The sequence below is a fragment of the Haloferax mucosum ATCC BAA-1512 genome, assembly GCF_000337815.1.
GTDB classification, from domain to species: domain Archaea; phylum Halobacteriota; class Halobacteria; order Halobacteriales; family Haloferacaceae; genus Haloferax; species Haloferax mucosum.
This window is the reverse complement of the sequence record NZ_AOLN01000004.1, coordinates 162,228-189,107: the sequence shown is the minus strand read 5'-3', so window position 1 is coordinate 189,107 and position 26,880 is coordinate 162,228. Positions and strand designations below refer to the sequence as shown.

The 26,880-nt window shown below is 59.6% G+C and carries 26 protein-coding genes; 10 read left to right on the top strand and 16 right to left on the bottom strand.

Going from position 1 to position 26,880, the window contains the following annotated elements:
- Nucleotide 1: 1 nt before the first annotated feature.
- From C440_RS17615 to C440_RS18115, 4 genes are all read right to left on the bottom strand, one after another.
- Nucleotides 2–160, bottom strand: coding sequence for a glutamine--fructose-6-phosphate aminotransferase (isomerizing) (locus tag C440_RS17615; RefSeq protein WP_008317974.1), 159 nt, complete (start codon nt 158–160; stop codon nt 2–4).
- Nucleotides 161–634: 474 nt separating this feature from the next.
- Nucleotides 635–1,660, bottom strand: a complete 1,026-nt coding sequence (locus C440_RS02565; protein ID WP_008317972.1) for a DUF354 domain-containing protein — start codon at nt 1,658–1,660, stop codon at nt 635–637.
- A 9-nt stretch (nt 1,661–1,669) separates the two neighbouring features.
- Complete coding sequence (locus C440_RS02560) at nt 1,670–2,956, bottom strand: nucleotide sugar dehydrogenase (RefSeq protein ID WP_008317970.1); 1,287 nt, start codon at nt 2,954–2,956, stop codon at nt 1,670–1,672.
- Nucleotides 2,957–3,064: 108 nt separating this feature from the next.
- Nucleotides 3,065–3,190, bottom strand: a complete 126-nt coding sequence (locus C440_RS18115) for a hypothetical protein (RefSeq protein WP_275040239.1) — start codon at nt 3,188–3,190, stop codon at nt 3,065–3,067.
- A 432-nt stretch (nt 3,191–3,622) separates the two neighbouring features.
- Here C440_RS18115 and C440_RS02555 point away from each other — a divergent pair, with 432 nt between their 5' ends.
- The 3 genes from C440_RS02555 (at nt 3,623) to C440_RS02545 (ending at nt 6,083) form a co-directional block, all read left to right on the top strand.
- Nucleotides 3,623–4,192 (top strand): metal-dependent hydrolase, encoded by a 570-nt coding sequence (locus tag C440_RS02555; RefSeq protein ID WP_008317968.1) that lies wholly within the window; start codon nt 3,623–3,625, stop codon nt 4,190–4,192.
- Nucleotides 4,193–4,247: 55 nt separating this feature from the next.
- The gene (locus C440_RS17915) at nt 4,248–4,427 is read left to right on the top strand and encodes a hypothetical protein (RefSeq protein ID WP_049915187.1); all 180 of its coding nucleotides are present in this window, start codon (nt 4,248–4,250) and stop codon (nt 4,425–4,427) included.
- Nucleotides 4,428–4,865: 438 nt separating this feature from the next.
- Nucleotides 4,866–6,083, top strand: a complete 1,218-nt coding sequence (locus tag C440_RS02545; protein ID WP_008317967.1) for a glycosyltransferase — start codon at nt 4,866–4,868, stop codon at nt 6,081–6,083.
- Here C440_RS02545 and C440_RS02540 read toward each other — a convergent pair.
- Entirely contained in the window at nt 5,992–7,905 is a 1,914-nt protein-coding gene (locus C440_RS02540) for an oligosaccharide flippase family protein (RefSeq protein WP_241431976.1), read from the bottom strand. The genes C440_RS02545 and C440_RS02540 overlap by 92 nt on opposite strands.
- Before the next feature lie 460 nt (nt 7,906–8,365).
- Between C440_RS02540 and C440_RS02535 the strand changes: the two genes are divergently transcribed.
- The gene (locus C440_RS02535; protein ID WP_008317963.1) at nt 8,366–9,280 is read left to right on the top strand and encodes a glycosyltransferase family 2 protein; all 915 of its coding nucleotides are present in this window, start codon (nt 8,366–8,368) and stop codon (nt 9,278–9,280) included.
- 39 nt (nt 9,281–9,319) lie between these two features.
- Here the strand turns inward: C440_RS02535 and C440_RS02530 are convergent, their stop codons facing one another.
- On the bottom strand, nt 9,320–10,483 hold the full coding sequence (locus C440_RS02530; protein ID WP_241431975.1) for a DUF7343 domain-containing protein: 1,164 nt from the start codon (nt 10,481–10,483) through the stop codon (nt 9,320–9,322).
- 323 nt (nt 10,484–10,806) lie between these two features.
- A complete protein-coding gene (locus C440_RS02525; RefSeq protein WP_008317959.1) occupies nt 10,807–11,406 on the bottom strand; it encodes a DUF7344 domain-containing protein in 600 nt (199 codons plus the stop codon).
- A 510-nt stretch (nt 11,407–11,916) separates the two neighbouring features.
- Here C440_RS02525 and C440_RS02520 point away from each other — a divergent pair.
- Entirely contained in the window at nt 11,917–12,540 is a 624-nt protein-coding gene (locus C440_RS02520; protein WP_049915185.1) for a DUF7344 domain-containing protein, read from the top strand.
- Between the two features lie 388 nt (nt 12,541–12,928).
- Here C440_RS02520 and C440_RS17955 read toward each other — a convergent pair whose 3' ends face one another.
- Nucleotides 12,929–13,477, bottom strand: a complete 549-nt coding sequence (locus tag C440_RS17955) for a helix-turn-helix transcriptional regulator (RefSeq protein WP_008317955.1) — start codon at nt 13,475–13,477, stop codon at nt 12,929–12,931.
- A 351-nt stretch (nt 13,478–13,828) separates the two neighbouring features.
- Nucleotides 13,829–14,527, bottom strand: coding sequence for a helix-turn-helix domain-containing protein (locus C440_RS02510; RefSeq protein ID WP_008317953.1), 699 nt, complete (start codon nt 14,525–14,527; stop codon nt 13,829–13,831).
- Between the two features lie 261 nt (nt 14,528–14,788).
- Between C440_RS02510 and C440_RS02505 the strand changes: the two genes are divergently transcribed.
- The gene (locus C440_RS02505) at nt 14,789–15,394 is read left to right on the top strand and encodes a SprT-like domain-containing protein (protein ID WP_008317951.1); all 606 of its coding nucleotides are present in this window, start codon (nt 14,789–14,791) and stop codon (nt 15,392–15,394) included.
- A 26-nt stretch (nt 15,395–15,420) separates the two neighbouring features.
- Here the strand turns inward: C440_RS02505 and C440_RS02500 are convergent, their stop codons facing one another.
- Entirely contained in the window at nt 15,421–15,615 is a 195-nt protein-coding gene (locus C440_RS02500; protein WP_049915232.1) for a hypothetical protein, read from the bottom strand.
- A 434-nt stretch (nt 15,616–16,049) separates the two neighbouring features.
- Nucleotides 16,050–17,966 carry an archaea-specific SMC-related protein gene (locus tag C440_RS02495; protein ID WP_008317947.1) on the bottom strand — a complete coding sequence of 639 codons (1,917 nt, stop codon included), beginning with the start codon at nt 17,964–17,966 and terminating at the stop codon, nt 16,050–16,052.
- 103 nt (nt 17,967–18,069) lie between these two features.
- On the opposite strand from C440_RS02495, the gene rdfA reads away from it, so the two are divergent.
- Complete coding sequence (gene rdfA / locus C440_RS02490; RefSeq protein WP_008317945.1) at nt 18,070–18,666, top strand: rod-determining factor RdfA; 597 nt, start codon at nt 18,070–18,072, stop codon at nt 18,664–18,666.
- Between the two features lie 503 nt (nt 18,667–19,169).
- On the opposite strand, the gene C440_RS02485 is transcribed toward rdfA, so the two are convergent.
- Nucleotides 19,170–19,916, bottom strand: a complete 747-nt coding sequence (locus tag C440_RS02485) for a universal stress protein (protein ID WP_008317943.1) — start codon at nt 19,914–19,916, stop codon at nt 19,170–19,172.
- On the bottom strand, nt 19,909–21,384 hold the full coding sequence (locus tag C440_RS02480; protein WP_008317942.1) for an APC family permease: 1,476 nt from the start codon (nt 21,382–21,384) through the stop codon (nt 19,909–19,911). The genes C440_RS02485 and C440_RS02480 overlap by 8 nt, the downstream gene beginning before the upstream one ends.
- A gap of 177 nt (nt 21,385–21,561) precedes the next feature.
- On the opposite strand from C440_RS02480, the gene C440_RS02475 reads away from it, so the two are divergent.
- The 3 genes from C440_RS02475 (at nt 21,562) to C440_RS02465 (ending at nt 24,336) form a co-directional block, all read left to right on the top strand.
- A complete protein-coding gene (locus C440_RS02475) occupies nt 21,562–22,815 on the top strand; it encodes a tyrosine-type recombinase/integrase (RefSeq protein WP_008317940.1) in 1,254 nt (417 codons plus the stop codon).
- Between the two features lie 329 nt (nt 22,816–23,144).
- Nucleotides 23,145–24,059, top strand: a complete 915-nt coding sequence (locus C440_RS02470; RefSeq protein ID WP_008317938.1) for a competence protein CoiA family protein — start codon at nt 23,145–23,147, stop codon at nt 24,057–24,059.
- 73 nt (nt 24,060–24,132) lie between these two features.
- Nucleotides 24,133–24,336 (top strand): hypothetical protein, encoded by a 204-nt coding sequence (locus C440_RS02465; RefSeq protein WP_008317936.1) that lies wholly within the window; start codon nt 24,133–24,135, stop codon nt 24,334–24,336.
- Between the two features lie 21 nt (nt 24,337–24,357).
- On the opposite strand, the gene C440_RS02460 is transcribed toward C440_RS02465, so the two are convergent.
- The 3 genes from C440_RS02460 to C440_RS02450 form a co-directional block, all read right to left on the bottom strand.
- The gene (locus C440_RS02460) at nt 24,358–24,555 is read right to left on the bottom strand and encodes a hypothetical protein (protein WP_008317934.1); all 198 of its coding nucleotides are present in this window, start codon (nt 24,553–24,555) and stop codon (nt 24,358–24,360) included.
- Between the two features lie 99 nt (nt 24,556–24,654).
- Nucleotides 24,655–25,806 (bottom strand): phospholipase D-like domain-containing protein, encoded by a 1,152-nt coding sequence (locus C440_RS02455; RefSeq protein WP_008317932.1) that lies wholly within the window; start codon nt 25,804–25,806, stop codon nt 24,655–24,657.
- Between the two features lie 26 nt (nt 25,807–25,832).
- The gene (locus C440_RS02450) at nt 25,833–26,837 is read right to left on the bottom strand and encodes a Cdc6/Cdc18 family protein (protein ID WP_008317930.1); all 1,005 of its coding nucleotides are present in this window, start codon (nt 26,835–26,837) and stop codon (nt 25,833–25,835) included.
- Nucleotides 26,838–26,880 lie beyond the last annotated feature (43 nt).

Sequence of the window (26,880 nt, the reverse complement as noted above, 5' to 3'; positions counted from 1 at the left end):
GTCACAGGTCGGAGTTCGATGAGGCGGTCATTCGACGGTGACGCTGTGGTCCGACGGCGACGTCGGCGGAGTCGTAGCCGCGGTATCCGAGGCTTTCGAGACCGGTCACGAGCGGGTCACGCGCGCTTCCGTCGCCGACGTGAGCGATGATGCCACACATCTTAGTCCCACCACGAGATGCGTCTAGTCTGACGTTCGACCACGGTCCGTGAGCTACGTGCGGGACTCGCGGCGCGGTCTGGTTCCGTCGAACGGTCGCAGTCCGGTTCTTCCAACCGGTGTCGCTGTCGTCTCATAGTTCGTTCGGGGACGGCAGACTGCTGGCCGTCCCGTGGCAAAGCCCATTCGTGACACATCCATTACTATAGACGGGCTAAGCGATGTGCGCGCAGTCGAAGCGAGTAACACCGAGGGACAATCACCCGATTAGCCGTCCCTCAAACGCTGTTCGGACGGCTCGACTGACCCGGATATTCGTGGCCAAGCGCCGTCTGCGCCGGTGGTGACGAATTCGAGAAGTCGCAAAAGAACGACACCGTCCGTATTATATACCCGATAAGTACCACGCGCAAGCAGTTTTCCGGAGTCAGTCTCCGGTGAGTCACTCCGCCAGACACCGCGAATCCCGTCGCGGTCAGGACGCCGCGACCAGCACCCGCTGGACGATAACGTCCGTCGCGTCCACCTTCTGGTTGAAAAGCGACTGCCGTCGGTCGTCCCAGTCGTCGTTCGACGACCGAAGGATATCGAGCGCCCGCCTGACGGCGCGTTCGTTGCGGTCCTCGCCGTGATAGCCGAACAGCAAGTCGAACGAGGCGAGGTCGTCCATCAACCCGGGGTTCGTGCTGTGGACGTAGACGGTCGGCGTCCCGAGGACCGCGCTCTCCGAAGCCATCGTTCCGCTCTCACCGACGAAGAGGTCGGCGTACGCGAGCACGTGGTGGATGAGCGCGGGGTGGATATCGATGTCGTATCCGGCGAGTTCCGGCGGGAGCGCGTCGTCTTCCGCCGAGACGAGAACCGTCGCACCGGCGTCTTCGAGGCGCGTGACTAACTCGGTCAACCTGTCGAGACCGGCGTCTCCGACGTCGTGTGCGGCCCCCCAACTGACGAGTCTGAGGACCGCGTACGTGTCGTCCGCCTCGACCGGGAGACCGTCGAGCGCCGACGGGTCGGGGTCGAACCGGTCCGGATGGAGATACGCGAGTTCGTGATAACTCGGATAGCGGTACTGCTTCGCCCCCGCGTCGTCGCGGTAACACCCCGGCGTCGCAACCTCGTCAGCGAAAGGGAACGTAATCGCGTTCGAGAGCGTCGCGTGTTCCGTGTCGGTGAACACGACGCACTTCGCACCGACGAGTTGGGCGACGTGAGACGCGCCGACGCCGCCGATGGCGGTCATCACGTCCGGTTGGATTCGTTTCGCCTCGCGGTAGAGGCGACACTCGATTGCGAGCGTTGCCAGCGCGGCGCGGGTGACCGACCCGTCACGAGAGCCGAGGACTTTGTAGTCGATGTCGTACGCGTCGAGCAACGAGAGCGCGACGTCCTTGTCGAGCGCGCGGACGTGGACATCGTGGCCGCGGGCCTCGAACTCGTCGATTGCGTGCTTGAAGAAGTGAACGTGTGCGGGATGCTGAATCGTGATGAGGATATCCATGGACACACCTCACAACTGGGCGTAGTGGAAGCCCTGACTGGCCGCTTCGTCGGCGTCGAACACGTCGGCCACGTCGATCATGACCGGGTTCGACCCGAGACTTGTCGCCATCGCTTCGAGGTCGTACGCGGCGAACTCGTCGTGGGCGGTTGCAACGACGACACCGTCGTACGCCTCGAACTCGACCGACTCGGTCACGTCGATATCGAACTCGTCGCGGGACGTTTCCGGGTCGGCGTGCGGGTCGTACCCCACGAAGTCGATGTCGAACTCGTCGAGTTTCTCCAGCATCGTTCCGACTTCGGAACTTCTGATGTCGCCGACGCCGGGTTTGTACGCGAGTCCGAGGACTAACAGCCGCGTGTCGCGGAGCACACGCCCGGCGTCGTTGATAGTCTTAACCGTCTTTCGGGCGGCGTGAACCGGAACGTACTCGTTAATCTCGCGTGCTTGGAGGACGAGTTTCGGCGAGAAGCCCTCGCGTTTGGACCGGTAGGTGAGATAAAACGGGTCTACGGGGATGCAGTGGCCGCCGACGAACCCCGGCGAGTAGCCGTCGTGGAAGTTCCATTTCGTGCCTGCGGCTTCGAGGACATCGTCGGTCGTCAGCCCCATGTGGTCGCAGGCGATGGCCAGTTCGTTGACGAGCGCGATATTCATGTCGCGCTGGACGTTTTCGATGACTTTCGACGCCTCCGCCGTCTCGATGTCGGGCGCTCGATGGATACCGGCATCGACGATGCTCCCGTAGAGTTCAGCGAGCTCGTCGCGGACGCGCTCGCTGTTCGCGCCGACGACCTTCACGACGTCGCGGACGCCGCGACCCGTCTCACCGGGTGAGGCACGTTCGGGCGAGTAGCCGACGAAGACGTCTTCGCCGACGGTGTGCGCCGAGTCGGATTCGAGCGCGGGCACGAGGACGGACTCGGTCGCACCCGGGTAGACCGTCGATTCGAGGACGACGGTCGTCCCCGGCGAGATGTGCGCGCCGATTGTCTCGGCCGCCGATTCGACGAACCGAAGGTCGGGGTTCTCCATGCTATCGACCGGCGTCGGGACGGTGACGATGACGAAATCCGCGTCCGAGAGATGCGCCGGGTCGGTCGTGAACAACGCGTCAGCGGACGCAACGCGCTCGTCTGTCACGTCGCCCGTGGGGTCGATTCCGTCGGCGAGCGCGGAGACCGTTTCGGGGTCCACGTCGTAGCCGATGACCGACTTTCCGACGCGGTCGAATTCGAGTGCGAGCGGGAGTCCGACGTAGCCCAACCCGACGACACAGACCGTTTCAGACACGGATTCCGCTCTCCCTGTCGAGGCTGTCGTCACCGACGGCGAGCCGTCTCGGGTCGTCGCCCGCGACGGCACCGTCGCTCAGATAGCCGGTTCTCGCGTCGGCGTCCGTCATTCCGAATACCCGTCGGAAGCCATCTCGTACTCCGGGAGCGACGGGCCGCCGAGCGAGCGGACGGCGCTGACGATGACGAACAGTACTGTGAGTGCCGCGATGAGTTTCGTTCTGGTTCGCATATGTGATCACGCCGCGGACCGCAACGGCCCGCGAGTCGAACCAGAGGTCACGCGAGACGGCCATTATTATCGGGCAGGTAAGCAAACGGTCACCAAAACGGGTGTGAGTTGTCTCGTCCGGGGCCGTCGCTTGTGCCATCACTAGATTCGACGCAACCGAAGCAACGACCGGGATTCACTGGGGAAACCGCCACGCACCGATTGCGGACGCGAGAACGGCTCAAAGACGCCTTACCGGACCGCTAAGCCGCATTCGGTGCCGGGGTCGGATATGAACGGTCGCGCCCATTTTTGAGTGCGGCCCGTCAACCCACAAGCGATGCAGTCGCCCTCCTGTCGCTGGATGCTCGATTCACTCCTCGTCGCCGCCATCGACAACGAAACTGGCGCACAACCGCCACGAGAGGAGTCGAACGAGGAGGAGAGAATCTGATGTTGCCGTGGGAGCACCTGCTGTTCGGCTACGTGGTGTTGTCAGGGGTGAGCCGTTCTCTCCGCGGTCGGCCGCCGAACGACGCGGAAGCGGTCGTCGTCGCGGTGGCGACGCAAGCACCGGACCTCGTAGACAAGCCGCTCTCGTGGACTCTCGGCGTCGTCACGACGGGGTACGGACCTGCGCACTCGGTGTTCGTCGGGGTCCCCGCGGTAGTACTGCTCGCTGGCGCGGCGCGGGTGCGCAATAAGGCCGTTTCCGTCGCGGTACTCGTCGGGTACGCTTCGCACCTCGTCGGCGACGTGCTCCGCGCACGCGAGTTCGTCTTCGGAGTCGGGCGACTGCTCTGGCCGCTCGTCTCGTGGCCGCCGTACGAACACGATCTCAGTTTCGTCGAGCGGGTCGGACGGTACGTCGGAATATTCCTCGTTCGAATGACGAGTCCGGAGAACGTCGCGTTGGTACTCGGATACGCGTCCATCTTCGCACTCGGCGGCATCCTCTGGATGCTCGACGGAACACCCGGCGTTCGGTGGGTCCGTCGGCTCGCCGACCGAGCTAGTAGTTAGAATACATGAATAACGCCAAAAAAGTTCAAAGGAGACCGACCACGAGATGCATCCGATGCGTAACACGAGCGCGGACGAACAGTACAGCGGCGTCTCGCGTCGGCGAGCACTGAAACGCATCGGTGGCGCGTTCGAAACGCTTTCGCTCGCTGGCGCGGTCGTGGATTCAGGACGCTCGTGTCGTCGGCGAAGGCGATGTACCGACGAGAGACGTTACTATCTTACCCAAGTCTAGTTCCGTCGGTGTACTGACCATCGAAATCGAGTTCGACACGCCCGGGCAGGCGTCCACATCGAAAGACCGAGCGATTCCGACGCCCCCAAGCAGACCGAAATCGACCGACTCAGCGGTTTTTCAACGGGATTCTACGCCGTCCACACCAAGCGTGGCAACTGCAGTTCGACCGACTCGATATCAGACAGACTGAACGCGACTACCGCTTCAGGCATCAATATTCTGAGCGACGACTGTACGGTGGTTTGGTCCAATGTATACACGACTGATGTCAAACCGTCAACGACGCCGACGACACGACGTTCCGAAGCGTCACCACCAAATCCCGCTTCGGGCCGGGGGATTCGTCGTGGACAACACCGAAGTGCCTCCGGCCTGACGAAGCCCGGTTTACCCACCGGATAATCTTGAGGTCCGACTTCGAACGGCCCGCAACGCATGGACCACAACCGATTAGCCGATAAGAACCTCCTCGTCATTTCACACGGATACAAACACTTCGTCAAGTCGCAAGTCGATATTCTCGCGGAGTATTTCAACACCGTTCACGTCTGTGTCAGGTACAACGGGTTCGCAGACGTGGCGTCGCGTCTGCCGATAGACGGCGCGACGGGGTTCGGAAAAGACGCGAAAATCGACTCGGAGGCTCCGGACAACGTCCGCGTCATCGGGACGCCCCTGTGGTATCTCCCGTGGGACGTTCAGCGCGAGCACCTGCTCGGACGACAACACGCCAGAAAGGTCGAAAACCAACTCGAATCGTATCCCGTCTCGTTCGACCTGATTCACTGTCACATGTCGTGGACCGCGGGCTATGTCGGCGCGCGACTGAAAGCGGCACTCGACATCCCCTATGTCCTGACCGTCCACGCGAACCGCGACTGGTTCGAGACGCAACTCCAGTCCGAAAACGAGCGCCTGCGCGAAGCGTGGACCAACGCGGACCGACTCATCCGCGTCAACCGCCGCGACCGCTCGAAACTCGAAGCCTACAACGACGACGTCGTCCACATCTCCAACGGCTACGATACGGACGTGTTCGAACGACTCGACTCCGACGACGCGTGCGACCGACTCGGTATCGACGCCGACACACCCCTCGTGTTCGCGCTCGGGACACTGAAGCCGAGAAAGGGGTTCCAACACCTCATGCACGCGATGACCCGCGTCCACGAGTCCGAGCCGGACGCGCGGCTCGTCATCGGCGGACAGGGACGGGTGCGTGACGAACTCGAATCGCTCGCCGAGAGCCTCGGTATCGCCGACCGAACCGACCTCCTCGGATACGTCGAATCGGAGACGCTGAACGACTGGATGAACGCCGCAGACGTGTTCGTCCTGCCAAGTTACAGCGAGAGCTTCGGTGTCGTCCAACTGGAAGCGATGGCCTGCGGAACGCCCGTCGTCGCCACCGAAAACGGCGGAAGCGAAGAGGTCATCGCAAGCGAGGAGTACGGACTCCTCGTCGATGGACCGGAGGCCCACGACGAACTCGGCGACGCCGTGGTCACGGCACTCCGTCGAGACTGGGACGCCGACGCCATCGAATCTTACGCCAACAAATTCACGTGGGAATACGTCTGTGAAGAGATAGCGGACCTCTACGTTGACGTTCTGGAAGCGACTCGAAAACGGACGCTCGCGGCGGTCCAGTAGTCGTCGCCGACGAGGACGCCCGCTCGGATGTGACTACGGTAGCCGTGTTAGTGCTCACGTTGGTCGTCGCCACCGGTTCGGTCACCGGTGCGGCCACCGTCTCCGCGGTCGGTCCCGTGGTGGGTACCTGTGAAGCGCCAGTGTGACTATCCGGAGATGCGCCGATGTTGGTTCCGGGAACGCCGACCGCGAGCGCGACGCCTAAAATCGAAAGGAGGACGCCAATGATGAGAAGCACGCGATGGAGCGTATGTTTGTGTCGTTCGGTCCACGGCTCGCGGTCCGTCGGCTGAATGCGACTTGCTCTCAATCCGCCGCGGCGTTCGTTCACAGCGGCGGCGTACGAACCGACGGGGTCCGGAAGCGATTCTATCACGTCCAGCACCTCACCGATATCGACCGCGCCGATGGCGAACGCGACCGCGACGAAGACGAACAGCCCGACCGGCGGAACGAAAAGGAGAGCGACGAGGCTGTTTTGGATGGCGTTCGACAGGAGGAAGATAGGCACAGAAGAGAGGGCCGCGGTCGCACCCACGCGTCCCAATCTGGCGCCGACAAACGGTTTGAACCCGAGGTGACGGGCGCTTACGAGGTTGAAGACGGGGAGCGAACTGTAGCCGATGGTCGTAGCGATTGCCGCGCCGGGAATCCCGTAGTGTGGAATCAAAGACGCGTTCAGTCCGAGGTTCAACAGTGCCGCGGCACCGGTGGCGGCGATGAGTGGTTTCAGGTCTCCTTTCGCGTGGCTAATCGCCAGCACGGGCCTGACGACGGCAAAACCGACAGTCCCGGGCAAGAGAATGAGAAGCGGGGTGACAACCGGCATCGACCCCGAACCGAGATACATCGGCACGAAATCGCTCGCAAGCGCGCCCAATCCGAGCGACAACAGGAGCACGACGAGCATCCCGTAACGCGTGACGCGCGAGGCGATTTCGTTGATCTGCTCGATTCGGTCGTCGGCCCACAGGTCCGAGACGGACTGGATGAGCATGGACTGAATCGAGCGCGGAATCACCCAGAGGAACTGATTTATGACCAGCGCGGACTTGTAGTAGCCGACCTGCGTCTCCGTAACCGTAGATGCGAGCATCAGCACGTCAACGTGATACAGCGACGTGAGAAACAGCATGTAGACGACCGACAGATGGTTGAAATTGAACAGCTCTCCGGTCGGAAAGCCGTCTGGCGGCCCGGTCAACGCGCCGCGAAGCGAGACGCTTTCGCGGAGCCACCACAGCGCGAGCACCGCGACGAGCGAATTGACGACGATGAGACCGACGAGCAGGCCGCCGATTTCGAAGCCGAGAAAGGCGATGCCGATGAGCGTGAGGCGACTCCCGACTTTGGTGAGCACGCGCAACGGCTCCGAGCGGTGTTCCTGTTTGAGGCCCATCAGGGACCGACGGGCGTACTCGCGGAACTGCGTTGCGATGGTGAGTCCTGCCAGCCCGTAGAATCCGACCACGTACTCGGGACCGAGATACGTAGCGACGAGACCGAACCGGGCCGCGACGACGAACGCGATGGCCGTCAGCACGGCGAGGACAGTTCCGAGACGGAGGTAGTAACCGAACACGTTGCTTTTCCAGTCGCGGAACGACCGTTCCTCGGCGAGGTATTTTCGAGCGCCGCTGTTGATGCCCGAACTCATGAGAATCGTGGAGATACCGAAGACGGCTGTGAGAGTGCTGTACCGCCCATAGAGTTCGAATCCGAGAGTCGTGATGAGAAGCGGCGTCAACACGACCGACGACAGGACGATGAAGAGACGTCCGCCGACGATAGAGAAAAACGCGGTGACCATGTTCCGTTTCATCGGCGTCTCACCCCATCAACAGCAGACCGTCGGAGCCGCGCTCCGGGAGGTCGTCTGTCCTCCTGTTCGGGCGTGATTCGGCGACACATTAGCGCCCGGTCGGTCGCCGGTTAGACGTCGCGGCGGTTGACGCCGCCGGAGTGAATTCACTCACTGCTAACCCGAGGCGACTCGCCGCCGGAACGAGAGTTGTAGCACGCACATCTCTGCCTGTCCGTAGTTCGAACGTCATCGTGTATCCGACTCGGCAATCGTAGCCGCCCCCCGTTATTATCGTGCCCGTAGCCCTGACTTATCGCTCCGATAAGCGAACCGACCGACGGCAATACGACTGTGTCCGCAAGAAGACGAGACAGTTGCGGGACGGATTGTTCGTCGTCAACGGGACAACGGCGGTCGCAACGGCCATTACCCGAGTGATAATAAAGCACCCCCGCCACGGAGTGGCAGTCGATACCCGATGCCGACAGTGAGCGTCATCATCCCCACGTACAACCGAGCAGATGTCCTCTCGCGCGCTATCGACAGCGCTCTCGACCAAACGCTGTCGGACGTCGAAGTGATCGTCATCGACGACGCCTCCGGAGACGAAACCGACGCCGTGGTCGAGTCCTACGACGACCCGCGAGTGACGTACCTCGCCCACGAGACGAACCGAGGCGGAAGCGCCGCCCGAAACACCGGAATCGAGGTTGCGACCGGGGAATACATCGCGCTTCTCGACTCCGACGACGAGTGGGCACCGACCAAACTGGAACGGCAGGTCGAAACCATAGAGCGCCGGGGTGACGAGTGGGTCGCCGCCTACTGCGGGACGACCCTCATCGACGACGGGGAAGCCAGTCGCACGTGGGAACGACTCAAGTCGTTCGTCGGTCGCCACGGCACGACCGAGGGGAAAGAAGGCGGCGAGAAACTCATCAGAGACATCCTCATGGAGGACCTCCACACGAGCGCCGGGTCAACGCTCGTCGTCGAATCTGACGTCGTCGAGCGAATCGACGGGTTCGACGAATCGTTCGACCGGTATCAGGACACCGAGTTCCTCATTCGCGTCCTCAAACGGGGAAAACTCGCCTACGTTGACGAACCGCTCTTGCGGCGATATCCCTCGGGCGGCCCGAGTGCGGACGCAGTCCGACAGGCGAACACGCACTATCTCAGAACGTTTGCAGAAGACGTCGTGGAACTGGAAACCCGCGGCTACGACATCACCGGCACGCACCACTACACGCTCGCGTCGCTCTACCTGCAAGAGGGGCGGTTCGACCGCGGACTCGCGTATCTCCGTTCCGGGTTGACTCCCGATCTTCGGCAACTTCCCGGCCTGTGCTACAACGTCTACGTGGGGCTTCAAACCCAGTACACGGCGTAAATCACACGCGCATCGTCGGAGAGTAAGTCGCCAAGACAGTCACTCGTCGAAGGTCGATTTCGCGGCCTCCGGCATCGACCCCGCTTCGGCGATGATGTTCTGCCGCCCGACACTGACCTTTTCGACCATCCCCTTGTCGTTCATCTTCGAGAGCAGGCGGCTGACCTTCGATTTCGACCAGTTAGTGCGTTCGACGACGCGGCTTTGATACACCCAGCCTTCGTTTTCGCGGAGGAGTTGAAGGACCTCGGCCTCGGCGGGCGAGATCTGTGGCGCGGACTGTTTCGGGACGTGTCGGTCGCGCGACCGGGTACGAGAGATAGAAGTGCGAGGCGAGTTGGTCGGCCCCGGGTCGTCCGCAGTGTCCGAGCGGAGAGCCTCGGCCGACGAGCGAACCGACGACAAGAAGCCGGTCAAGCGACGCTGAGACGAACAAATAACCCATCGACTACTGACCGCGAGGAAACCACAGAACGTCCCGCCAGCGAACAGGAGCATCGGCGTCGTATTTTCGTCGTCCGGTTCCGTCCCCAGTCTCGTTTCGAGTTCGTCGTTCAGGCCGTCACCGTCGGTGTCGGGGTCAGTCGGGTCCAGCGATTTCGACAACTCCGTGGCGTCTGTCAGGTTATCCGAGTCCGTATCAGTGTTTGTCGGGGACGTGCCGTAGATTGTTACTTCAGCGCCGTCGCTGAGACCGTCCCTGTCCGTGTCGATGAGGAACATCGACGAATTATTCGTCACCTCGTTCGTGTTCGTGAGTCCGTCACCGTCGATGTCGGCGGCCTGCCGAATAACGGTGATGTCGATGGTATCGGAACCGATTGTCTTTGGATTTCTCAACGTGTCGGTCCGCAGAACCACGGTAACGTTGTTCGACTCCGAGAACGAAGAGAGGTTGTCGTACTCGAATCTCACGACTCGGTTGCGAGAGGCGGACCGCTCGTACTGGCAGGCGAGTCGCTCACCGGTCTCGTTTCGGATGCACACCTCGTAGCGTTCGGACTCGTTCGCGGCAGTGAACTCCACGGCGAGCGTATTCGATTCCGACTCCCACAGGAACGTTGACGCGCCGGTCTGTTTGACCGGGACGGTGTCGGTGAACTGTCCTTCGACGGGTATTTCGAAGTCGGTGACGTTTCTCGACCCTGCCGCGGGAGCAGAGGCGATAGCCGCAACGACGACGAACACAGTAAGTAGAAGCAAGGTATTATTTCGGGACATTATCACAAACGCGGCGTGGTAGCTGTGTGTCGCCGCCGAACCGAGTTCCGAGATGCGTCGCTCGCGGTCGCTTGGGGACGAATACGTCTGTCTCTCGGGAGGGCGGGGCACACACGGCTGTACACATGGCGAGCAGTTGTGTCTGGTTTGACAAACCTCGCTTCAACAATATCAATCTCACGGCAGAAACGGACACAGACGACTGTGACGGTCCGGTCTCGGGAGCCGAAGCGAACGTCCAGTTCCCTCGCGGGGAGTCAGCACTGGACAGATAGGTCTAAGCGCGAGACCGCGTGTCAGAGAAATTACCCGTTTCCGTCGGCCATTTCGAGGTCGTCTAAGACTTGCCAGAAAGTGAGGACCGTGTAGACACTCATAATCGCAAGAGCGACGAACAAGTGCGGTATCGACCCGATAAGTGGGAGATTGAGACCGGAACCGCCGATGAGAACTGCGCTCAATCCTGAGACAACGAGATAATACGTTCCCCACGGTCGGCTAGGGGTGGCGTTGTCAGCCTCGTCGTCCGGTCGGTCGAGGTAGTCGATGAGTTCCGCCGCCCGGGGGTTCTTTTCGACGATACCGCGACTCTGGTTGTAGTCGATGACGCCCTGTTCGTCTAACTTGGGGAGGTGTGCTTGATACAAGGCGATGTAGACGCGCTGTCGCTCGTCGGACATGAGCGCCTGCACCGTCGTATCGTGTTCCCACGCGGCGACCTGCTCTGCGATATCGCGCATTTGAACCGAACCGTCCCGGTCGCGTAAGTAGCGAAGTACGTTTCGTCGTCGTTCGTTCTGGAGGAGATGGTAGATTTCGTCTTTACCGAGTTCGTCGGCCTGCCCGTCGGCGGCTACCTGCTGGTCGATGAGTGAGTTGTCATGACTGTTTACCTGGGTTGACATTCTCGCTCCAACCGTTATTTCGACCCCAAATAAATCGCGGACTTCGTTCTGGTGAGTCCGAACTGTTGTGAACTGTTTAGTCCACTGCTAAGGCAATCCATTCAGTTTATCAACTGTTTCAGTTCGTTTAACCACACGTAATCGCCATACTGCGACACCATCAATTATCCAACAATTTTAAGCCATTCACGTTCGCCGGCGACGAGTACAACGATAAGTCGTCGTGAATCTCGGCTTGGACAGCGCTCGAATCGGTGACCAACGGTTATCAGTCGCCCACCGTATCACAGAAATCCGGGCGACCAAAACCGCGGTCGCAACATGCGTGAATCGGTCCGGTGTCTCGTGGTGGTCGAACGGTTCGGACGCTACCGTGAGAACGAAGGAACCCTCACCGAATTGCTATACGACAGATAAACGGTTTCAAACGCGAACACGGATGTTTTCGGGGTCTCCTAGAGAGGAGACACCCGGGTTTTATTTTTATAGGTGGAGTACCGCCGCGTGTCAATGGTACCATCGCGGGCACCGCGTCGCCCAGACGGCGGCGAAACAAACGCTAGCCCGATGCTCGACGACAGACCCCGTCTCGGCGGCGTCACCGAGGCGCGGCGCCGCAACACCATCGTTTCGTTGGTCAACGACCGTCCCCGGTCACGGTACACCATCGGTGAACTCGCCGTCGAACTCGCGGCGTGGTTCCGAGCGGAGACCGACGGGGTGGTTCCGACCGACGAGGAGATACACAGGACGCTCTACGATTTCGACCTCCCGTATCTCGATGCGGCCGGCGAAATCGTATACGACCCGGCGACGGGCGTGATACAGCCAATCAATGGCGACGACCCGAGTCGAGAGGCATTCGAAGGTGGACCTCCTCGGCTCGACCGGAGACCCGAGGCGGTCAAAGCTCGGAAGCGACACACAGAGCCGAACGGAGCGACCACGAGTACACCGGATACGAGCACCGGTGAACTGCCAGCGACGGGGCTACTGAACGTAGCCGTGGTGTGTCTCGGTATCGCGGGTCTCGTCATCGGCGCGTTTGGCCCGGGACCGGCCGACCGGGTACACGCATTCGGCCCTGTCGCGCTCGTCGTCTGCTTTTTCGGCTATCGCGGTGCGACCGAGTAGGTACGTAGACGTCGTACTGACGGTGCGAGTAACATTCCACGACAGTTTCAGCGCTTATCACGCCGGTAATACGATCTTACGACCCCGATAGCGAAGAGCCAACACAGTAATCAAAAACCATGAATGTCGGCATAGAACGCGAGCGTACTGAGCAGTCACTAACGAAAGGCAGGCGACGAAAGTAGACCAATGTTCACGGGACGATTCACAACAGTGAGTGCCGTTTTCATCGGACTCGCACTGGGAACGTCGGCAATCGGACACCTGAGCCAGGTCGGTCCATCACCGGTACAAGCACGTCGGTTCGTCTGTCTGTTTTTATGTTGTGGGACGATAGCGCTCGCACTCTGAGCGGGCGACCGAACGCGGTCGCAACGACGCATCGAGACTACTTCTCGCGGCGTTGTGGAAGAACGACACACTTGCCAGTGCCGAGTCGATACCGGTCGATACGACCCTGCGACTCCATCTGACAGAGCGTCCGGCTAATCGTCGAGTCAGACCACCGCGTCCGCTCGACCAACGTCGCCTGCGAGAGGCGGCCGCCTTCGATGATGAGCAGTTGGAAAATTCGACGCTCGGGGTCGAGCAGTTCGGGGTCCACGTCGGGAAGTGTATTTTCGATGCCCGATCCGTCAGATTCGGAACGCTGTTTTGAGTGGGAAGGGTCGTCATCCAAATGGGTCGTGGTGGTATCTGTGTTCGTGAGGGTGTCGCCCACTGTCCCGCGAGCCGACAAGTCGATAGCGGACGCGCCGGCGACCCCCTGACCGAGTCGTCTCCGAATGGACGCGGCGAGATCGCCAAAGACGCGCTTACAGTACGCGAGAAGCGGATACAAAACTGTTCGACGATAGTTGACGATACCGCTTTCGACCCCGGTTCTGACGAGTGATGGCGTGGAAGGGCGTGTGTCCTTGTTGCTTCGGTTGCTCATGGAGTGGCGTCTCTCGTTCGTAACGTTGGTGGGTCCCAACGGCGTTCAGCGGGTGGTACGTAACTACCATTTGTCATCGTACCTTAACGTGTCGGTCGTGCTTCGAGAGGTCGAGCAGAGTCGTGATACGGGCGGTTCGATGGCAGCGATTAGTGGTGGCAACTAGCGGCGACAACCGGCGATGACGGTCGGTGGCGACGACTAGCAACGTCCGGAGACGACAGCCAATCGGATACCAACAGACACCGCCACACCCCAAAATCGTGTAATCAAGTGTGACAAGAGAAGGGTCGCTCCCCTGGAGTTCTCTCGTTCGATTGAAATGTTACTGTTGGTTGCAGTTGCAAGGCGTCAAAACGGCAGTTCCGGGGTCGCACGGTCAATGAGTGTTTGCCGAACGAGCGTGCGGTGGCTTCTGCGGAGGCGCTGAGACGTCGCTTGATGGGAGATTCCGAACCGCTCGGCGAGCGACGTGATATCCGTCTCGCGCGGGATATCGTAGTAGCCCGATTTATACGCGGTGACGAGCGTGTGATACTGCGAATCGGTGAGACCGAAGCGCGTGGAACGGGGGAGAGAAGCACAGTCCACGTGGCGTTCGATAGTGTGTGAGAGGCCGGCGCGTTGCCACGCATCCACCACCGACCCGAGTGCACCACGGTCTTCCGAAAGCACGCGGAGCGTCCACGACCCGTCCTGTCCGTGTACACGACGGACACACACTCTGTTGTCAGCGAAGACGCGCATAACCGCGTCCACGGCCGGGGAAAGTCGGGCGCGATAGACACCACCGCGGGCGGATGCGGTCTCCCCGGGACTCGTCTCTGAGAGCAAAAATAGACGCGATAGGGCGGAGATACTCGGGTCGTCACGCAACCACGACTCGACTGTGGGACCGTCAGCACCTCGAATCCACAACAGCGGTTCGAGGCTCCCGCGGTCGAGCTGGACCGACTGAAGCGGCCGAACTTCGAGCGCAGGCGTTCGAGAAAGCGCGTCGTCGAGAACGAACGCGGACGCAGGAATGCGAATGGTGGCAACACTGCTCATAAAGACACACCGGGTCCGAGAGACGTTATTATCGGTCGAATAAGTTAGAGCGGAGACTGAGCGTTGAAAACGCGATAGAAACGGTTCAGCTATCCCATCGGACGGCAGGGAACACAACTTAGATAGTTGGTAAGTCGGAGACGCCTCGGAATTTTGGTCGGGGCGCGTGCAGGAATCGGAGAACCGAAATCGACGAACTCGGAAATCGAGGTTAACGAACAAAACATCCATCACACCGAACTCCGAACCACGGAGTAGAACGTGGCACACGACGACGAGAACACACAGGAGTTCGAGACCATCCAGACACACGAAGAGTTGATTCGCTGGTCTCGGGCGTACTGTTCGCGTGCCGTGTCGTCGTACGATTTCGCTGTCAGTCTTCGCCTCGTTCGGTGGGACGTTTCGACCCGCGCAAAGCGGAGGGCGGCGGCGGTGAAGACTCCGACCGTCGATGGGACGACTGTCGGCAAGCGGGTCGATTGGGCGTCTCGGTCCGTCGGAGACGACGCGACGGCACCGCCGTGTACTATGTCGCTTTCGTGGCGGGCGTTCGAAGCGTTCGACCGAGACGAGTGGACTTCGATACTTCGCCACGAACTCGTTCACGTCGAGCAGTTTCAGGCGTTCGGAGCGACTGACCACGGGTCGGCGTTCAAACGGCGTGCCGACGCTGTGAATGCGCCCGTTCGCGTTCGTCGGTTCGCCGAACCGAAGTATATCCTCACTTGCGCCGACTGCGGAAGCGATATCGCCTACCGGTATCGAGATTGCAAACTGGTTCGAGAGTCGTCCGCCTACCGGTCGGCGTGCTGTGAGGCGTCACTGGACTGTCGCACGAACGACGAGAAGACGAATCCACGGTGACGAAACGCGGACGGGACTGAAATCGGCTACCGACTTGGGGGGTGTGCCCGCGCCTCGCGGATTGCAACGACGGCGATGACGAGAACGAACACGAGCGCAACGAAGAATTCGATACCGGGGACGACACCCGAGGCGGCCCAGATGTATGCGTCTTCGATACCGAGGATAACGAACAACGTGAGGAGAATCGCAATGCCGGCCCGGCCGATATCTACCCTCATAATGGCATCTTCGGCGCGCGACCACATAAGTGTTGAAGAGTGGCCAGCCACAGATATATTTACTAGAATGCAAAATGAATAATAGATACATTTGATTCTTTCATTAGAAAGCAGAAACCAATATAAAAACTAACAAACATATCAATACAAGCTGGTATTGGTGAGTTTGATAGATACTCGAGGGCGATAATCTCAAAGCGAACCAACAGACTGCGTGCCCTCAACCAGAAGTACATACCAGTTTATTATGGCGTCGAATGTCAGCGTTTCAGACGATAGCTGACGCCTGACTGCACGACTATCTCTTCGCTGACGAGACGGTATATATTCTCACACTCTGATAATTATATTACACCAATACACCTGTAACGGTCGCAGTCACCGACACGAATGAGAAGAGAGACGCAATTCCGCTGTAAAAGCGGTTCCTCGGGCTAAATTTCCGTGATTCGCTCGTGGCCGTCGTCGAGCGCCGAGGCGTCTTCGGGCAGGAGCGCGACGACGACGTATTCGGCGTGTTCGTGGACGTACTCCACGAGTGCCGCGATACGTTCGGAGTCGATTGCTTCGAGCGAGTCCAGAAGCATAAACGGGAGTTGCTCGGCCACGTCGTGGACGAGGTAGCCGGCGAGACCGAACACGAGACCGATAACTTCGCGTTCACTCTCGCTCAGATGGTCAACCGTATCCTCGTAGACGGAGCCAGATTCGGTCTGTCTAACGATGTGGAGTTCAAACGCTCTGCGGTCGCGGGACGTTCCGCGTCCGGACTCTTCTTGATGGATGCGTTCGATCCACACTCGCTCGATATTTTCGTATTGGAGGATGTCGAGCACGCGTTCCATGTGGTCGTTGAAAGCGTCCACCGCTTCGCCTTCGATTCGGTCGATTCGACCGCGGAGTTCCCGGATTTCGTCGCCGATCTCTTCGGTTCGAGCCTCGAACTTGGTGAGTTCTTCCCGTCGGGACCGAGCGTCGTCGAGGCGGTCACGAACCCGTTGTCGCTCCGATTCGAGGCGGTCGCGTTCGAGTTCCGCCCGGTTCGCTTTCGAGTGTAGTTCGACCAGTTCGTCCGTCTCGTCGTCTACCTCCTCGGCCTCGGCTTCGACGGTTGCGACCTCCTCGCGGAGTTCTTCCTGCCGCGATTCGAGGTCTTCGATTCGCTCTGCGGTCTCCTCGCGCTCGGCAATCGTCTGTTCGAGTCTTGACGACAGTTCTCGGCGACGGGAGCGGCGGTCTTCAATGGAATCGACGCGGGACGAGAGGTCGTCAATCTCCTCGCGGGCCGACCGCCGCTCTGCGGCGAGTGTCGCCCGGTACTCCTGAAGGTGTTCGACGGTCGATTCGATCGTCCCCTCCGAGACCTCGGAGCCACAGGTCCAACAGACCGTCTGGTCGTCGCCGAGAAGTTTGTCCGTGATGTCGCCGTCGTCGCCGTCACGCAACGCGCTCGTCACGCCGCGATTACTTCCCGAGAGCATCGACTCGTTGGCGCGGACTATATTTTGAATCTCGTTCATCTGTGATTCGAGTTCACGGACGCGTTCGCGGCGCGCGTTCAATCGAGATTCGAGTTCTTCCGGTGAGTCGGTCGTCTCGTCCGGCAGTTCGTCGAGCGCCTCGCGGATGTCGTCTTCGTCGTCGCGGAGCGCTTCGAGGCTCTGTCGCTCGGTTTCGAGACGGAACCGGACGTTTTCGAGCGTCGAACGAAGGTCGTTGAGCCGGTCGAGCAGTTCGTCGTCGCCGTCGTCGGACCGCTCTGCGGTCTCGATTTCGTCTTCGAGGTCTTCGAGTCGCTCGCGCGCGCTGTCGATTTTGTTGTCGAGTTCCGCCTCGCGTTGCTCCAGCGTCGCAATCGTCTGTTCGATGTCGTCGCTTTCGCGCAGTTTCGTCTCGATCTTCCGCCGCTCGGCCTCCAACTGCGTGATTTTCGCTTCGATGGCGGTCGTATCGACGGGGCGCATGATGAGTTCGCGCAGGTCGTCACCGCGTTCGACCGCGCGGCGGGCCTCGTTCGATTCGAGCAAGAACGCGAAGAGGTCGGCGAGTTCCGGGTCAGAGAGATATGGAGACCCGCTCGTGACGACGTTCGAACCTTGCCGCTTGAGGACGCGAGTGTACGTTTCGTCGCCGAGAGTCAGACTGACCTCGCCTTCGTCTGCGTCCGCCTTCAGCGACGCTGTGTCGCTTCCGAGCGCGGCCATGAGCGCCTGCAAAAACGACGTTCGGTTGGTCGCGTTTCGACCGACGAGAATCGTGATTCCGGGTTCGAATTCCACGTGCGTGTCTTCGATGCCGCCGATGTTTCGCGCCTCGACGGTGACGCCGGTAGCGCGACTCGTGACAGTCATAGCGTGATACAATAATCCGGTTCAGATAATGGTTCGGATTCGATTACACCCGTAGTGGTGTAATGGAAACCATTATGGACGCCGTCCGCTTTCGTGTCGATATATGCCTGCCAACCGACCGAATCCGACTAACTCCAAGGTCGGCCGCCTCATCGAATCGTACGAGTTAGCGGGACTCGGCGAAGAACTCGAAGCACGGTGGACGGCTGACGAGAACGCAGACAGTCTCCGAACCCTCGCCGACGTGTTCAATCACGAACTGCTCAAAGTTGCGGCGGTGGACGCCGGACTCGACCCGCTCGACGGCGAAATCGAGTCACTGTACGATGCCCTGACCGAAGACGACGCGACAGGTGCCGAGCGGACGCGAGCACGCGGACGGCTCGAACGCGCCGGTATCGACGTTGAGGACCTCCAGCAGGACTTCGTTTCGCACCAAGCGGTTCACACCTACTTGACGACCTACCGGGGAGCGACCAAGGAACGCAAACGAAGCGACCCGACAGAACGAGTCCAACGACTCCGCGGGCGGCTCGCCGCCGTCACCGAGAGCGCACTCGACTCGGCGTCGAACCACGACGAGTTCGATGTCGGTTCGCCGGAAGTGCTCGTTGACGTGCAGGTCTTCTGTGCCGACTGCGGAAGCCAATACACGTTCGACGAACTCGTCGAACGCGGCGGCTGTGACTGCGCGGAGTAGGTCAGCGAGGCAGACAACAGCCGAATACGATTCTGCGGGGGCTACCGAGATGGCAGGTGGTTCGACGAGGCTCGGGTGGACGGCAACTGGTGAGGCGACATCTCGTGTGAAGCCTGCGAGACCGTGGCTGACGTGGGCCTACGACCGACGTGAGACTATAACTGGTGTGAGACTACCTGACGAGAGTCCACAACTGGTGTGAACCCGCGACCGACTGACGGCGGACCACCAAGATGGGAAGGGGTAACAGAACAGGCAAACGAAATCATTCTCAAAAAGTGTTCGTTGAACAGTCTAAAAATTTTAGAAATTGTAAACTGTTCGTGACTGCAGGATGGAGCGATGATATCGGCGTGTCGCCCGGTGTAATGTCCGGTTCTGAACTACTGCAAGACCTGATAAAACGGTTAGTCCGGAAGGTGGCGAGTATAACGCCGCTACGTCGCGTACTTTCTTCTGGTCGTTATTTTATCGGGTGCATTAGTTCGCTGTCTGTACACCACTCAGTTCGATTCGGATTCCTCCTCGGACCGGAGCGTCCGCCGGACGACGAGCACTGGACCGACAGTTTGCTCGGCGACTCGCTCCGAGGTTTCGCCGAAGAGTCGCCCGCGAATCGTCGGTTCTTCTTCCCCCATCACGACGACGTCGTGGTCCGCCGCGCCGTCGATAAGCGCCTGTAGCGGCTTTTGTGCGACGACAACGGAGCGGGACAGTTTCTTCTGGTCGAGTCCAAGCGTGGTGAGTTTGCCGACGAGCGAATCGAGGAGCGTCTCGCCGCCCGGGACAGCGTCGTCGTTTTCGACGGCGTGAAAGAGCGTGATTTCGACGTCCTGGTCGCGGCCGATACCCGCCACGACTTTGCTAATCGTCTCGATGTTGATGTCTTCTTTCACCGGTACGATAATGCGGTCGATGGTTGGGGCGGGGTTCGGGAGTAACACCGCGTCGCAGTCCGCATCCATCGCAATTCGCTCGATTGTCTGGTCGGCGTCGTGAGTGAACACGAGGTGCGTCTCGACTGCGGCCCCGGTCGCTTCGAACGCTTCGACGAGGTCTTCGAGTTCGATACGGGCCTTCGACTCGAACTGTTCGCGGGCCTGCTCCGGCGCGGTCTGTTCGGGTATCTCGTGGTACGCCAAGAGGACGACCGTCGATTGCGAGAGTAGACGTATCATCTGGTCCGGAATGACCTGTCCTTCGAGGACGGCAACGGGGACGAGTACCCGGATGTCGTCAGGGTCACGCATCGGTTTGCACCCCTTTCAGACTGATGTCGCGTGCATAGATGAAGTACCACGCCATCGCCGCGAGAGCGACGACCACGCCGATTGCTTGCGAGAGGCGTTCCATGAACCCGACGAGACCGAAACTCGCAATCGCGCCGAGAATCGGAACCACCGGGTAGCCCGGAACACGGAACGTCGGATTGTACCACTCGGGGTCAGAACGGCGGATGACGAGGAGCGCCACGCAAATCAACCCGTAGGTGATGAGGTGCAAGAACGACGCAACCTCTGCGAGTACTTCGGTTCTACCGGTAGCGACGAGGACGACGGTCGGGCCGCCGACCAATGCAAGCGCGAGGTGCGGCGTCCCGTACCGGAGGTTGATTCGGGCGAGTTCCGGTGGAACGAGCGCGTCTCTGCTCAGTGCGTACAACGCACGAGACGAACTCAAGATGGATGCGTTAGCGCTCGAAACTGTCGCAAAGAGTCCGGCGATGAGGATGGCGACCGCGCCGGGAAACCCGAGGTACGAGCGAGCGACCTCGACGATTGCCGTCTCGCCGAACGTTGCGAGTCGCGCGCTACCGAACGCGCCCGTCGAGACCAGTATCGTCACGACGTACAGCACGCCGACGACGAGCACCGACCCGACCATCGCAAGCGGGAGATTTCGCCCCGGTTTCGTGATTTCGCCCGCGACGGTCGCAACCTGTGCGAATCCGAGATACGAGGTGAAGACGAGGGCGGCCGTCGTGAAGATGTTCAGCGTTCCGTAGGGGATGAACTCTTCCGGAACGGTCTGACGACCGAACAGGCCCAGTGTGTCGAGCGAGCCGTAGACGAGAAAGATGAGGAGAATCCCCAAGAGAAGACTCACGATAGCGTTCTGTAGCTTCGTCGCGTTCTCCGTCCCGAACATGCTGAGCGCGGTCAACACGAGACCGAAACTGACGCCGAGAATCGGTACGAGCGGAAGTCCATCCGCGAACAGTGCCGAGGCTCCGAGTTCCGCGAGGACCGCAATCGCGTACTGTGCGAATCCAACGAGATAAAACGCCGAGGCGAAGACGAGTCCCAACCAGAGACCGATGCCGACGACGGCACCGAAAGCCGACCCCATACCGCGCGAGATGAAGTAGTACGCGCCGCCGCTTTTCGGCATCGCCGTAGCCAACTCGGACGTCGGCAGGGCGACGAGTAACGCGATGAACGCGCCGATAGCGAACGACACGGCGGCCGCAGGTCCGGCTTCGCCCGCGGCGAGACCGGGGAAGACGAAGATACCGGCTCCGACCATCGTCCCGATACCGATAGCGAGGCCGCCATGGAGTCCAATCGTTCGTTCTAACTCGGTTCCACTTTCGAGGACGGTGACCTCGTCGGACGCGGCACCAACGTCCACGGACGGGTCGGACGAGACGAGTGCGTCGCCGTCGGGCGTACGCTCACCCACCGGGTCCGTCGGGCCGCCATTACTCCCATCGGTCATACTACCGTACTATTGATTCGTCGCCCCAATATATCTATAGCCCATCATATGGCGGGGGAATGACGGCTTGGCGAGCGCGTCGAGAGAAAACGTTAATCCGTCTGCGATATGCTCTGAAACCAGAACGATGGCGCTCGGAACGCGACACGGCGATGCCTGCCGGCGAGGTGAGCCGCAGTGAACTGGTCTCGGAAGTCGCTCGATGAACTCGAAGCGTTCTACTGGGACACTATCGCGCCCGCGATGGACCGCGACGGGATGGACCCCACGCGCGACGTCCCGACGTACGAATGGCTCACCGACCGCGGATGGTCGGGCATCGCCTACGCGCTCCGCGAGAAACACGACCTGACGCCGCGCGAATTCTTCGTCGATGTCGTCGGTCTCGACGACGACGACCCCGACGCGGGATACAACTGGCACATCGACGATGAGCAGACCGTCGCGGCGTTCGAATCCTACCTCGATATGCTCGAATCGCGTCGCGGTCTCGCCGCTTCGACGCTTCCGACGCGCCGGACGCACCTCGCGCGGTTCGCTCGTATCTACCGTGACCTCCACGGGACTGCCGACCTGCTCTCCCGACTGGACGACAGAGACGCCGAACCCGACGAAATAAACCGCTGTCTCAGTGTGTTAGACGAGTTCGACGACGAACTCGCAACCGACGGGACGAAGCTCAAATATCTCCAGACGGTCCGCGCGTTCTACGAATACCTCGTCGATTTCCGCCGCGCGCGGTACAACCCCGTCGAAAACGCCGCAAAGCAGTTCCGCTGGGAACAGGGTCAACCGGACAACCGGACTATGACGGCCGAACAGGTCGGCAGGGTGTACGCCGTCGCCGACGACCTCGAAGAACGCTTGCTCGTCCTCGGACTCGCCGGGTGGGGCCTTCGCCCAAACGAACTCGCCTCGCTCGACGCGTCGCAACTGGTTCTCACTGGCGACGACCCGCACATCGCGTTTGAAGAGCGAAAAAACGGCCCCGGGACGGTTGCACTGCTCTACGGCGTCGATGCCGTGGCGGCGCGAATCGATGCGCTCTCCAGCGACGACTGGAACGGCGCGCTCTTTCCCTCGTCGCGTTCCTCGACGGGACACATCGCCCGTGAAACCGTCAACCGCCGGTTCAAGCGCCTCGCAAGCGACGCGGGCGTGACCGTCGATGGCGAGGTCCCGACCGCAAAGCTCTGCCGTCGATTCTGGTATACAGCCTATCAGGAGGCCGTCGATGCCATGCTGGCGCAGTTAGAGGGCGTCGCCGCCGACCAAGGGTCGAAAAGCGCCAGTGTCGTCATGTCGAACTACCTCTCCGAGGAGCGTCGTCGGTCGTTCCGCAGACAAGCGATGCGAGAAAAGCTGGCGGCGGTGTTCGAATCGGGGACAGACGGGACTGAGAGTGGAGCCGAACAGGCGATGATAAACTGAATATTGCGATATATACCAGTGGGCGCTGAAGTCAGCAGAAAAACGGAGGATGAGTTTTGACAAACCATAAGCCCATAATCATGAATACACTGGGGGACTAACTTCCCCCATCGAAAATGCCGTTCACAGCGATTATCGATGGGGAACTAACCGCCCCACACCAAGCCACGGAAGACGACACAACGACGTGTCCGGCTTGCGGCAATAGGCTTGGAATCCGCGAGTCCCATCGACGGAACGGCTCGTTCGTGGCCCGGCATTTCTGGCATCCCACAACACCACCTGACGGATGTTCCGGCCCGGGCGGTGAATCGGCAGAACACAGGCGGATGAAATCTATCGCCGCCTCCAAAGCCGACTCAGTATTCGCTGATTCGACGGTCTCCATCGAGAAGGAGGTTGGTGACCGCCGAGTAGATGTCCTCGTTGAATTTGCGCGTCCACAAGACCGTCTCGGGAGGGGCATCGCCATCGAGGTGCAGTATAAACACGAGTCCAAAGACCGAGACGCGGTGCAAGCAGAGTTCCGCTCTCACGGGTACAGCGTACTGTGGCTTGACGCAGACCATTTCAATGAACGGGACGTGGACCTGAGTGCTGGGACTCTCGCAGCGTGGTGGGCTGCACAGGTTCCTGACGCACAGGAGTGGACGGGCTATCACAACATCGTCAAATGGCTTCGACAGCCCCTGAATCCAACCGTTGAACTCGAAGTCCCGTTTCCAGATGCCCTGTTCTCTGAGGATAATGCGTTACTCTGGGTGGAGGGGCTGTACAATGCACACACGGAAGATGACGGCTGGTCTTCTGTATTCAGTGCCCCACTCTACGACAGTGGCCGAACGCGAAGTGAGATTGGGTTGGCGGTGAACGGAATGGGGAGACCCAGAGTGTTCCTCCGAAAGGTTCGAGGCAACAACGTGGAGCAAGAGGAAGACCCGAATCTGTTTCGCCGTACTCGTGAACTCCGCCGCATTTCGAAAATGCTCGCAACGTGGGATGACGAGCAGCGGAAAGATTGGGCGGCACGACAAGTCGGGATGCGGTCAGACGAGAACTGGGTACGGGTATGGAAGGCCGACACGGGAATGTGCCGTCTGAAACTCCTCTGCCGAGTGGAAACTGGGGAACCAGTGATTGGTCTTGAAGACCACTACCAAGGGTCGGTCACAGCCTTGGTGGACCCAGAAATGGCGTCTGAAAGTATCGAACAAGTAATCAGAGCGCGATACAGAATCGAATAGCCTGCAGTCCAGAGTGTACGAAGTTCCTTCATCTCGCAGAAAGCATTTAGTGCGAACTCTCTATCGATAGTGTATGGCCGAGCAAATCCTTCTCCCTGTTTCCGACGCACAGCGTATCGCTGAACTCCTCCGTGAGGTCGAGAGTGACGAGGAGGCCAGTTTCTACGCAGACCTCCTCGAAGAACACGCAACAGACCACTCGTTCGAGGACCACTTCACTGACATCGGACCCATTGATGAAGTGGTCGAAGCCGCCAAAGAACGAGCGTCCCAATAGGAAATCATCCCGTCCCCAGTTTTAATCAGATAACTGGTCTGCAGTATCGTGAACTCGTTTCTCAAGGGTATAACGGACTGTTTCCATCTCATCTCCACCGTACGCCCTGTACGCCATCAAGAGGTCTGAGATGAGTTGGCTCGCGTTCTCCACGTCCTCATCTAACCACTCATCCAATTCGTGGTCAATACTGATGTTCCGTCGCTGTTTCTTCCCCATACCTACTATTCCGATTCCTTCCCCGATAAAACATCAATACACACCCATGTGTACGCGGTTCTGAAAGAAACACACGAAGACCATCACGTCCACGACCGACTACTCGTTTGACTGGCTGCCGAACGCCGCCTCAATGTGTCTCTCTCGATACTCAGTATCCATTGCGAGCCGGTAGACACGAGGGTCGTGAGACGAGAACGACGACTGAGAGGCGCGGTCGGTTTCTTCGATTGCGGCACTCATCCAGTTCCGTCGTAGATTGTCACTCAGGATGTCTTCGGGACGTTCCTCGAATTCAATCCAATGCGGTCGTGATGCGGTTTCATCTTCCCACACCAAGGGCTTGAATTGGAAATGCTCCTCCTCGTACGAGTTCCGGATTGTCTCCTCCAGCCCCTCCATGCTATCCGGGAGAAGAAACCCCACTCGGGGCTGATTGAGAAAGAACGCCCCGAGGACGTATCGTTGGTTCACAGTTACCGCAAACCGATTGGACTGCTTCATCGTGGTGAGCAACCGAGGGTCAGACTCGGGCAAGTCTAGGGTGGACAGAAGATTCGCCATCAAATCGAAATACGCGTTTATCCACGCTCTATCTGGTGCTTTCGCCATCCGCTCAATCAAATCCTCATCCATTTCCGATACTTTTGGTTCCGCTTCAGGTCGCGCAGGGGCTTCTGATTCGAGAGTCGGAATCTCGGCGCTCAATCGGGGGGCTGACGACGAGATAGAAGACGAACGTGAATCAGACTGGAGTCGAGAGGGGGAGTCAGTTTCCACTAACGTTTCCAGTTCTCCTGTATCGATTAGGTCGCTCTCATCCCAGAGTGTTTCAAACCACTCGTGGGCTTCGGAAACGAGGATACAGTCATCGATTAGAATCCCCATCTCGTCTCGCCGGGCTACGCCAGTCTGAGTGAGGTTAGCGGAGCCCACGAGGGCTTGTTCTGGATTCATCACCACCTTTGCATGGAGGCCTTTGATGTGGTGAATCTTCGAATGATGGTTCTCGATGAACTCCTGCACTTCTGTCCGCTTCTCCCCTCGATACAGTCCCATCCACGCTTCAACGTCAGTCAGCAACTCCCACGAGTCTGCTTCAGTAACGAGGGCTTCAACGTACGAGAGGCCAAGGTACGGACAGGCGATGCGTGTTGGGCCATCTGAGTCGATAATACCTCGGAGTGTCGTATCAAACGGCGATTCAGACTGGCCCTCATTGTCCCGTTGATGGTACACGAGGTGACTCATGTTCTGTGCATCTCCTCGCTCTACGGTTATGATACTGAGTGGTATGTACGACCGCGATTCTCCCCTTCTGTCCGGACTAGGTTGTATCGTTCCATTTTACTGAGATAGTTTCGGACCATGCGGTCTGATTTCGGGTCGTCAGTACGGTCTCGGTACTCCTTGTAGAGGTCGCTCGGTGGGATTTTACCGTGTTCGGTGATGATGTCGTAGAGGATTCGTTGGTCTGTGGTGAGGATTTCCACATTTCGCTGCCGGATTTCCGCTTTCGCCTTCGGTGCTGCATCGTAGATTATCTCATCTGATATGGTTTCCAGACCTCGTTGGCTCGCACGGCGAGCACCGACTCGCAACACTTCCAGCCCTACTCGGGCGTCACCGGCAACCGCTTCCGAAATCAGTTCCAATTGGGTAACCCTGATTGCGTCTTCGGGCAGCCCCCACCGAACGCGGGGTTTGAGGATTTCTACGAGTTCGTCAGTGGTGTATCGGTCGAATTCGATGCGCGTGGCCGTTTGAAGCCGACTCGTTAATCGAGGCTGGAGTGGTTCGAATAGTTCTTGCTCCTCGTTAGCGATGAGAATCAGCGTGAGGTCTTTCGTTCGATTCAGTTCGTAGAGGACTCGCTTGTCTTCCAATTGGTCCACTTCGTCAAGGATAACGACGTACGGTGCGCCCTCGTAGTCTCGAAGGCGTTCGAGGAGTTCGTCTTTTGGAGTGGACTGGCGGTGGACGTTCATCGTCCGGTTGATGCCTTCGAGGAGCCGGTACAGGGTTTTGAAGCGGGAGTAGTCCTCCCAGCAGTTCACGTACTGGGAGTTGAGGTCGAGGACGCCTTCGTGGAGTTGCTCGGTTACGTACCGGGCGATGCAGGTCTTCCCCGTGCCGGATGGACCGTACAGGAGAGTTGTTTCACCTTGGATGTCGTTGGTGACGGGTTCGAGCGCGGCGGTTAGTGTGTTGACTTCGTGGGTTCGATGCACGATGTCTCTTGGGACGAACTCCGGCTGGAGGACACGCGCATCGCGTATCATGCCCAAGTGGTTCGTTTCCTAATACAATAAGTGGAAGGGGGTG

What these genes read in the sequence shown, in the direction of transcription:
- C440_RS17615 (WP_008317974.1), bottom strand. Translation starts at nt 160, where the DNA reads ATGTGTGGCATCATCGCTCACGTCGGCGACGGAAGCGCGCGTGACCCG.
- C440_RS02565 (WP_008317972.1), bottom strand. Translation starts at nt 1,660, where the DNA reads ATGGATATCCTCATCACGATTCAGCATCCCGCACACGTTCACTTCTTC.
- C440_RS18115 (WP_275040239.1), bottom strand. Translation starts at nt 3,190, where the DNA reads ATGCGAACCAGAACGAAACTCATCGCGGCACTCACAGTACTGTTCGTC.
- C440_RS02555 (WP_008317968.1), top strand. Translation starts at nt 3,623, where the DNA reads ATGTTGCCGTGGGAGCACCTGCTGTTCGGCTACGTGGTGTTGTCAGGG.
- C440_RS17915 (WP_049915187.1), top strand. Translation starts at nt 4,248, where the DNA reads ATGCGTAACACGAGCGCGGACGAACAGTACAGCGGCGTCTCGCGTCGG.
- C440_RS02545 (WP_008317967.1), top strand. Translation starts at nt 4,866, where the DNA reads ATGGACCACAACCGATTAGCCGATAAGAACCTCCTCGTCATTTCACAC.
- C440_RS02540 (WP_241431976.1), bottom strand. Translation starts at nt 7,905, where the DNA reads ATGAAACGGAACATGGTCACCGCGTTTTTCTCTATCGTCGGCGGACGT.
- C440_RS02535 (WP_008317963.1), top strand. Translation starts at nt 8,366, where the DNA reads ATGCCGACAGTGAGCGTCATCATCCCCACGTACAACCGAGCAGATGTC.
- C440_RS02525 (WP_008317959.1), bottom strand. Translation starts at nt 11,406, where the DNA reads ATGTCAACCCAGGTAAACAGTCATGACAACTCACTCATCGACCAGCAG.
- C440_RS02520 (WP_049915185.1), top strand. Translation starts at nt 11,917, where the DNA reads ATGGTACCATCGCGGGCACCGCGTCGCCCAGACGGCGGCGAAACAAAC.
- C440_RS17955 (WP_008317955.1), bottom strand. Translation starts at nt 13,477, where the DNA reads ATGAGCAACCGAAGCAACAAGGACACACGCCCTTCCACGCCATCACTC.
- C440_RS02510 (WP_008317953.1), bottom strand. Translation starts at nt 14,527, where the DNA reads ATGAGCAGTGTTGCCACCATTCGCATTCCTGCGTCCGCGTTCGTTCTC.
- C440_RS02500 (WP_049915232.1), bottom strand. Translation starts at nt 15,615, where the DNA reads ATGAGGGTAGATATCGGCCGGGCCGGCATTGCGATTCTCCTCACGTTG.
- C440_RS02495 (WP_008317947.1), bottom strand. Translation starts at nt 17,966, where the DNA reads ATGACTGTCACGAGTCGCGCTACCGGCGTCACCGTCGAGGCGCGAAAC.
- rdfA (WP_008317945.1), top strand. Translation starts at nt 18,070, where the DNA reads ATGCCTGCCAACCGACCGAATCCGACTAACTCCAAGGTCGGCCGCCTC.
- C440_RS02485 (WP_008317943.1), bottom strand. Translation starts at nt 19,916, where the DNA reads ATGCGTGACCCTGACGACATCCGGGTACTCGTCCCCGTTGCCGTCCTC.
- C440_RS02480 (WP_008317942.1), bottom strand. Translation starts at nt 21,384, where the DNA reads ATGACCGATGGGAGTAATGGCGGCCCGACGGACCCGGTGGGTGAGCGT.
- C440_RS02470 (WP_008317938.1), top strand. Translation starts at nt 23,145, where the DNA reads ATGAAATCTATCGCCGCCTCCAAAGCCGACTCAGTATTCGCTGATTCG.
- C440_RS02465 (WP_008317936.1), top strand. Translation starts at nt 24,133, where the DNA reads ATGGCCGAGCAAATCCTTCTCCCTGTTTCCGACGCACAGCGTATCGCT.
- C440_RS02460 (WP_008317934.1), bottom strand. Translation starts at nt 24,555, where the DNA reads ATGGGGAAGAAACAGCGACGGAACATCAGTATTGACCACGAATTGGAT.
- C440_RS02455 (WP_008317932.1), bottom strand. Translation starts at nt 25,806, where the DNA reads ATGAGTCACCTCGTGTACCATCAACGGGACAATGAGGGCCAGTCTGAA.
- C440_RS02450 (WP_008317930.1), bottom strand. Translation starts at nt 26,837, where the DNA reads ATGATACGCGATGCGCGTGTCCTCCAGCCGGAGTTCGTCCCAAGAGAC.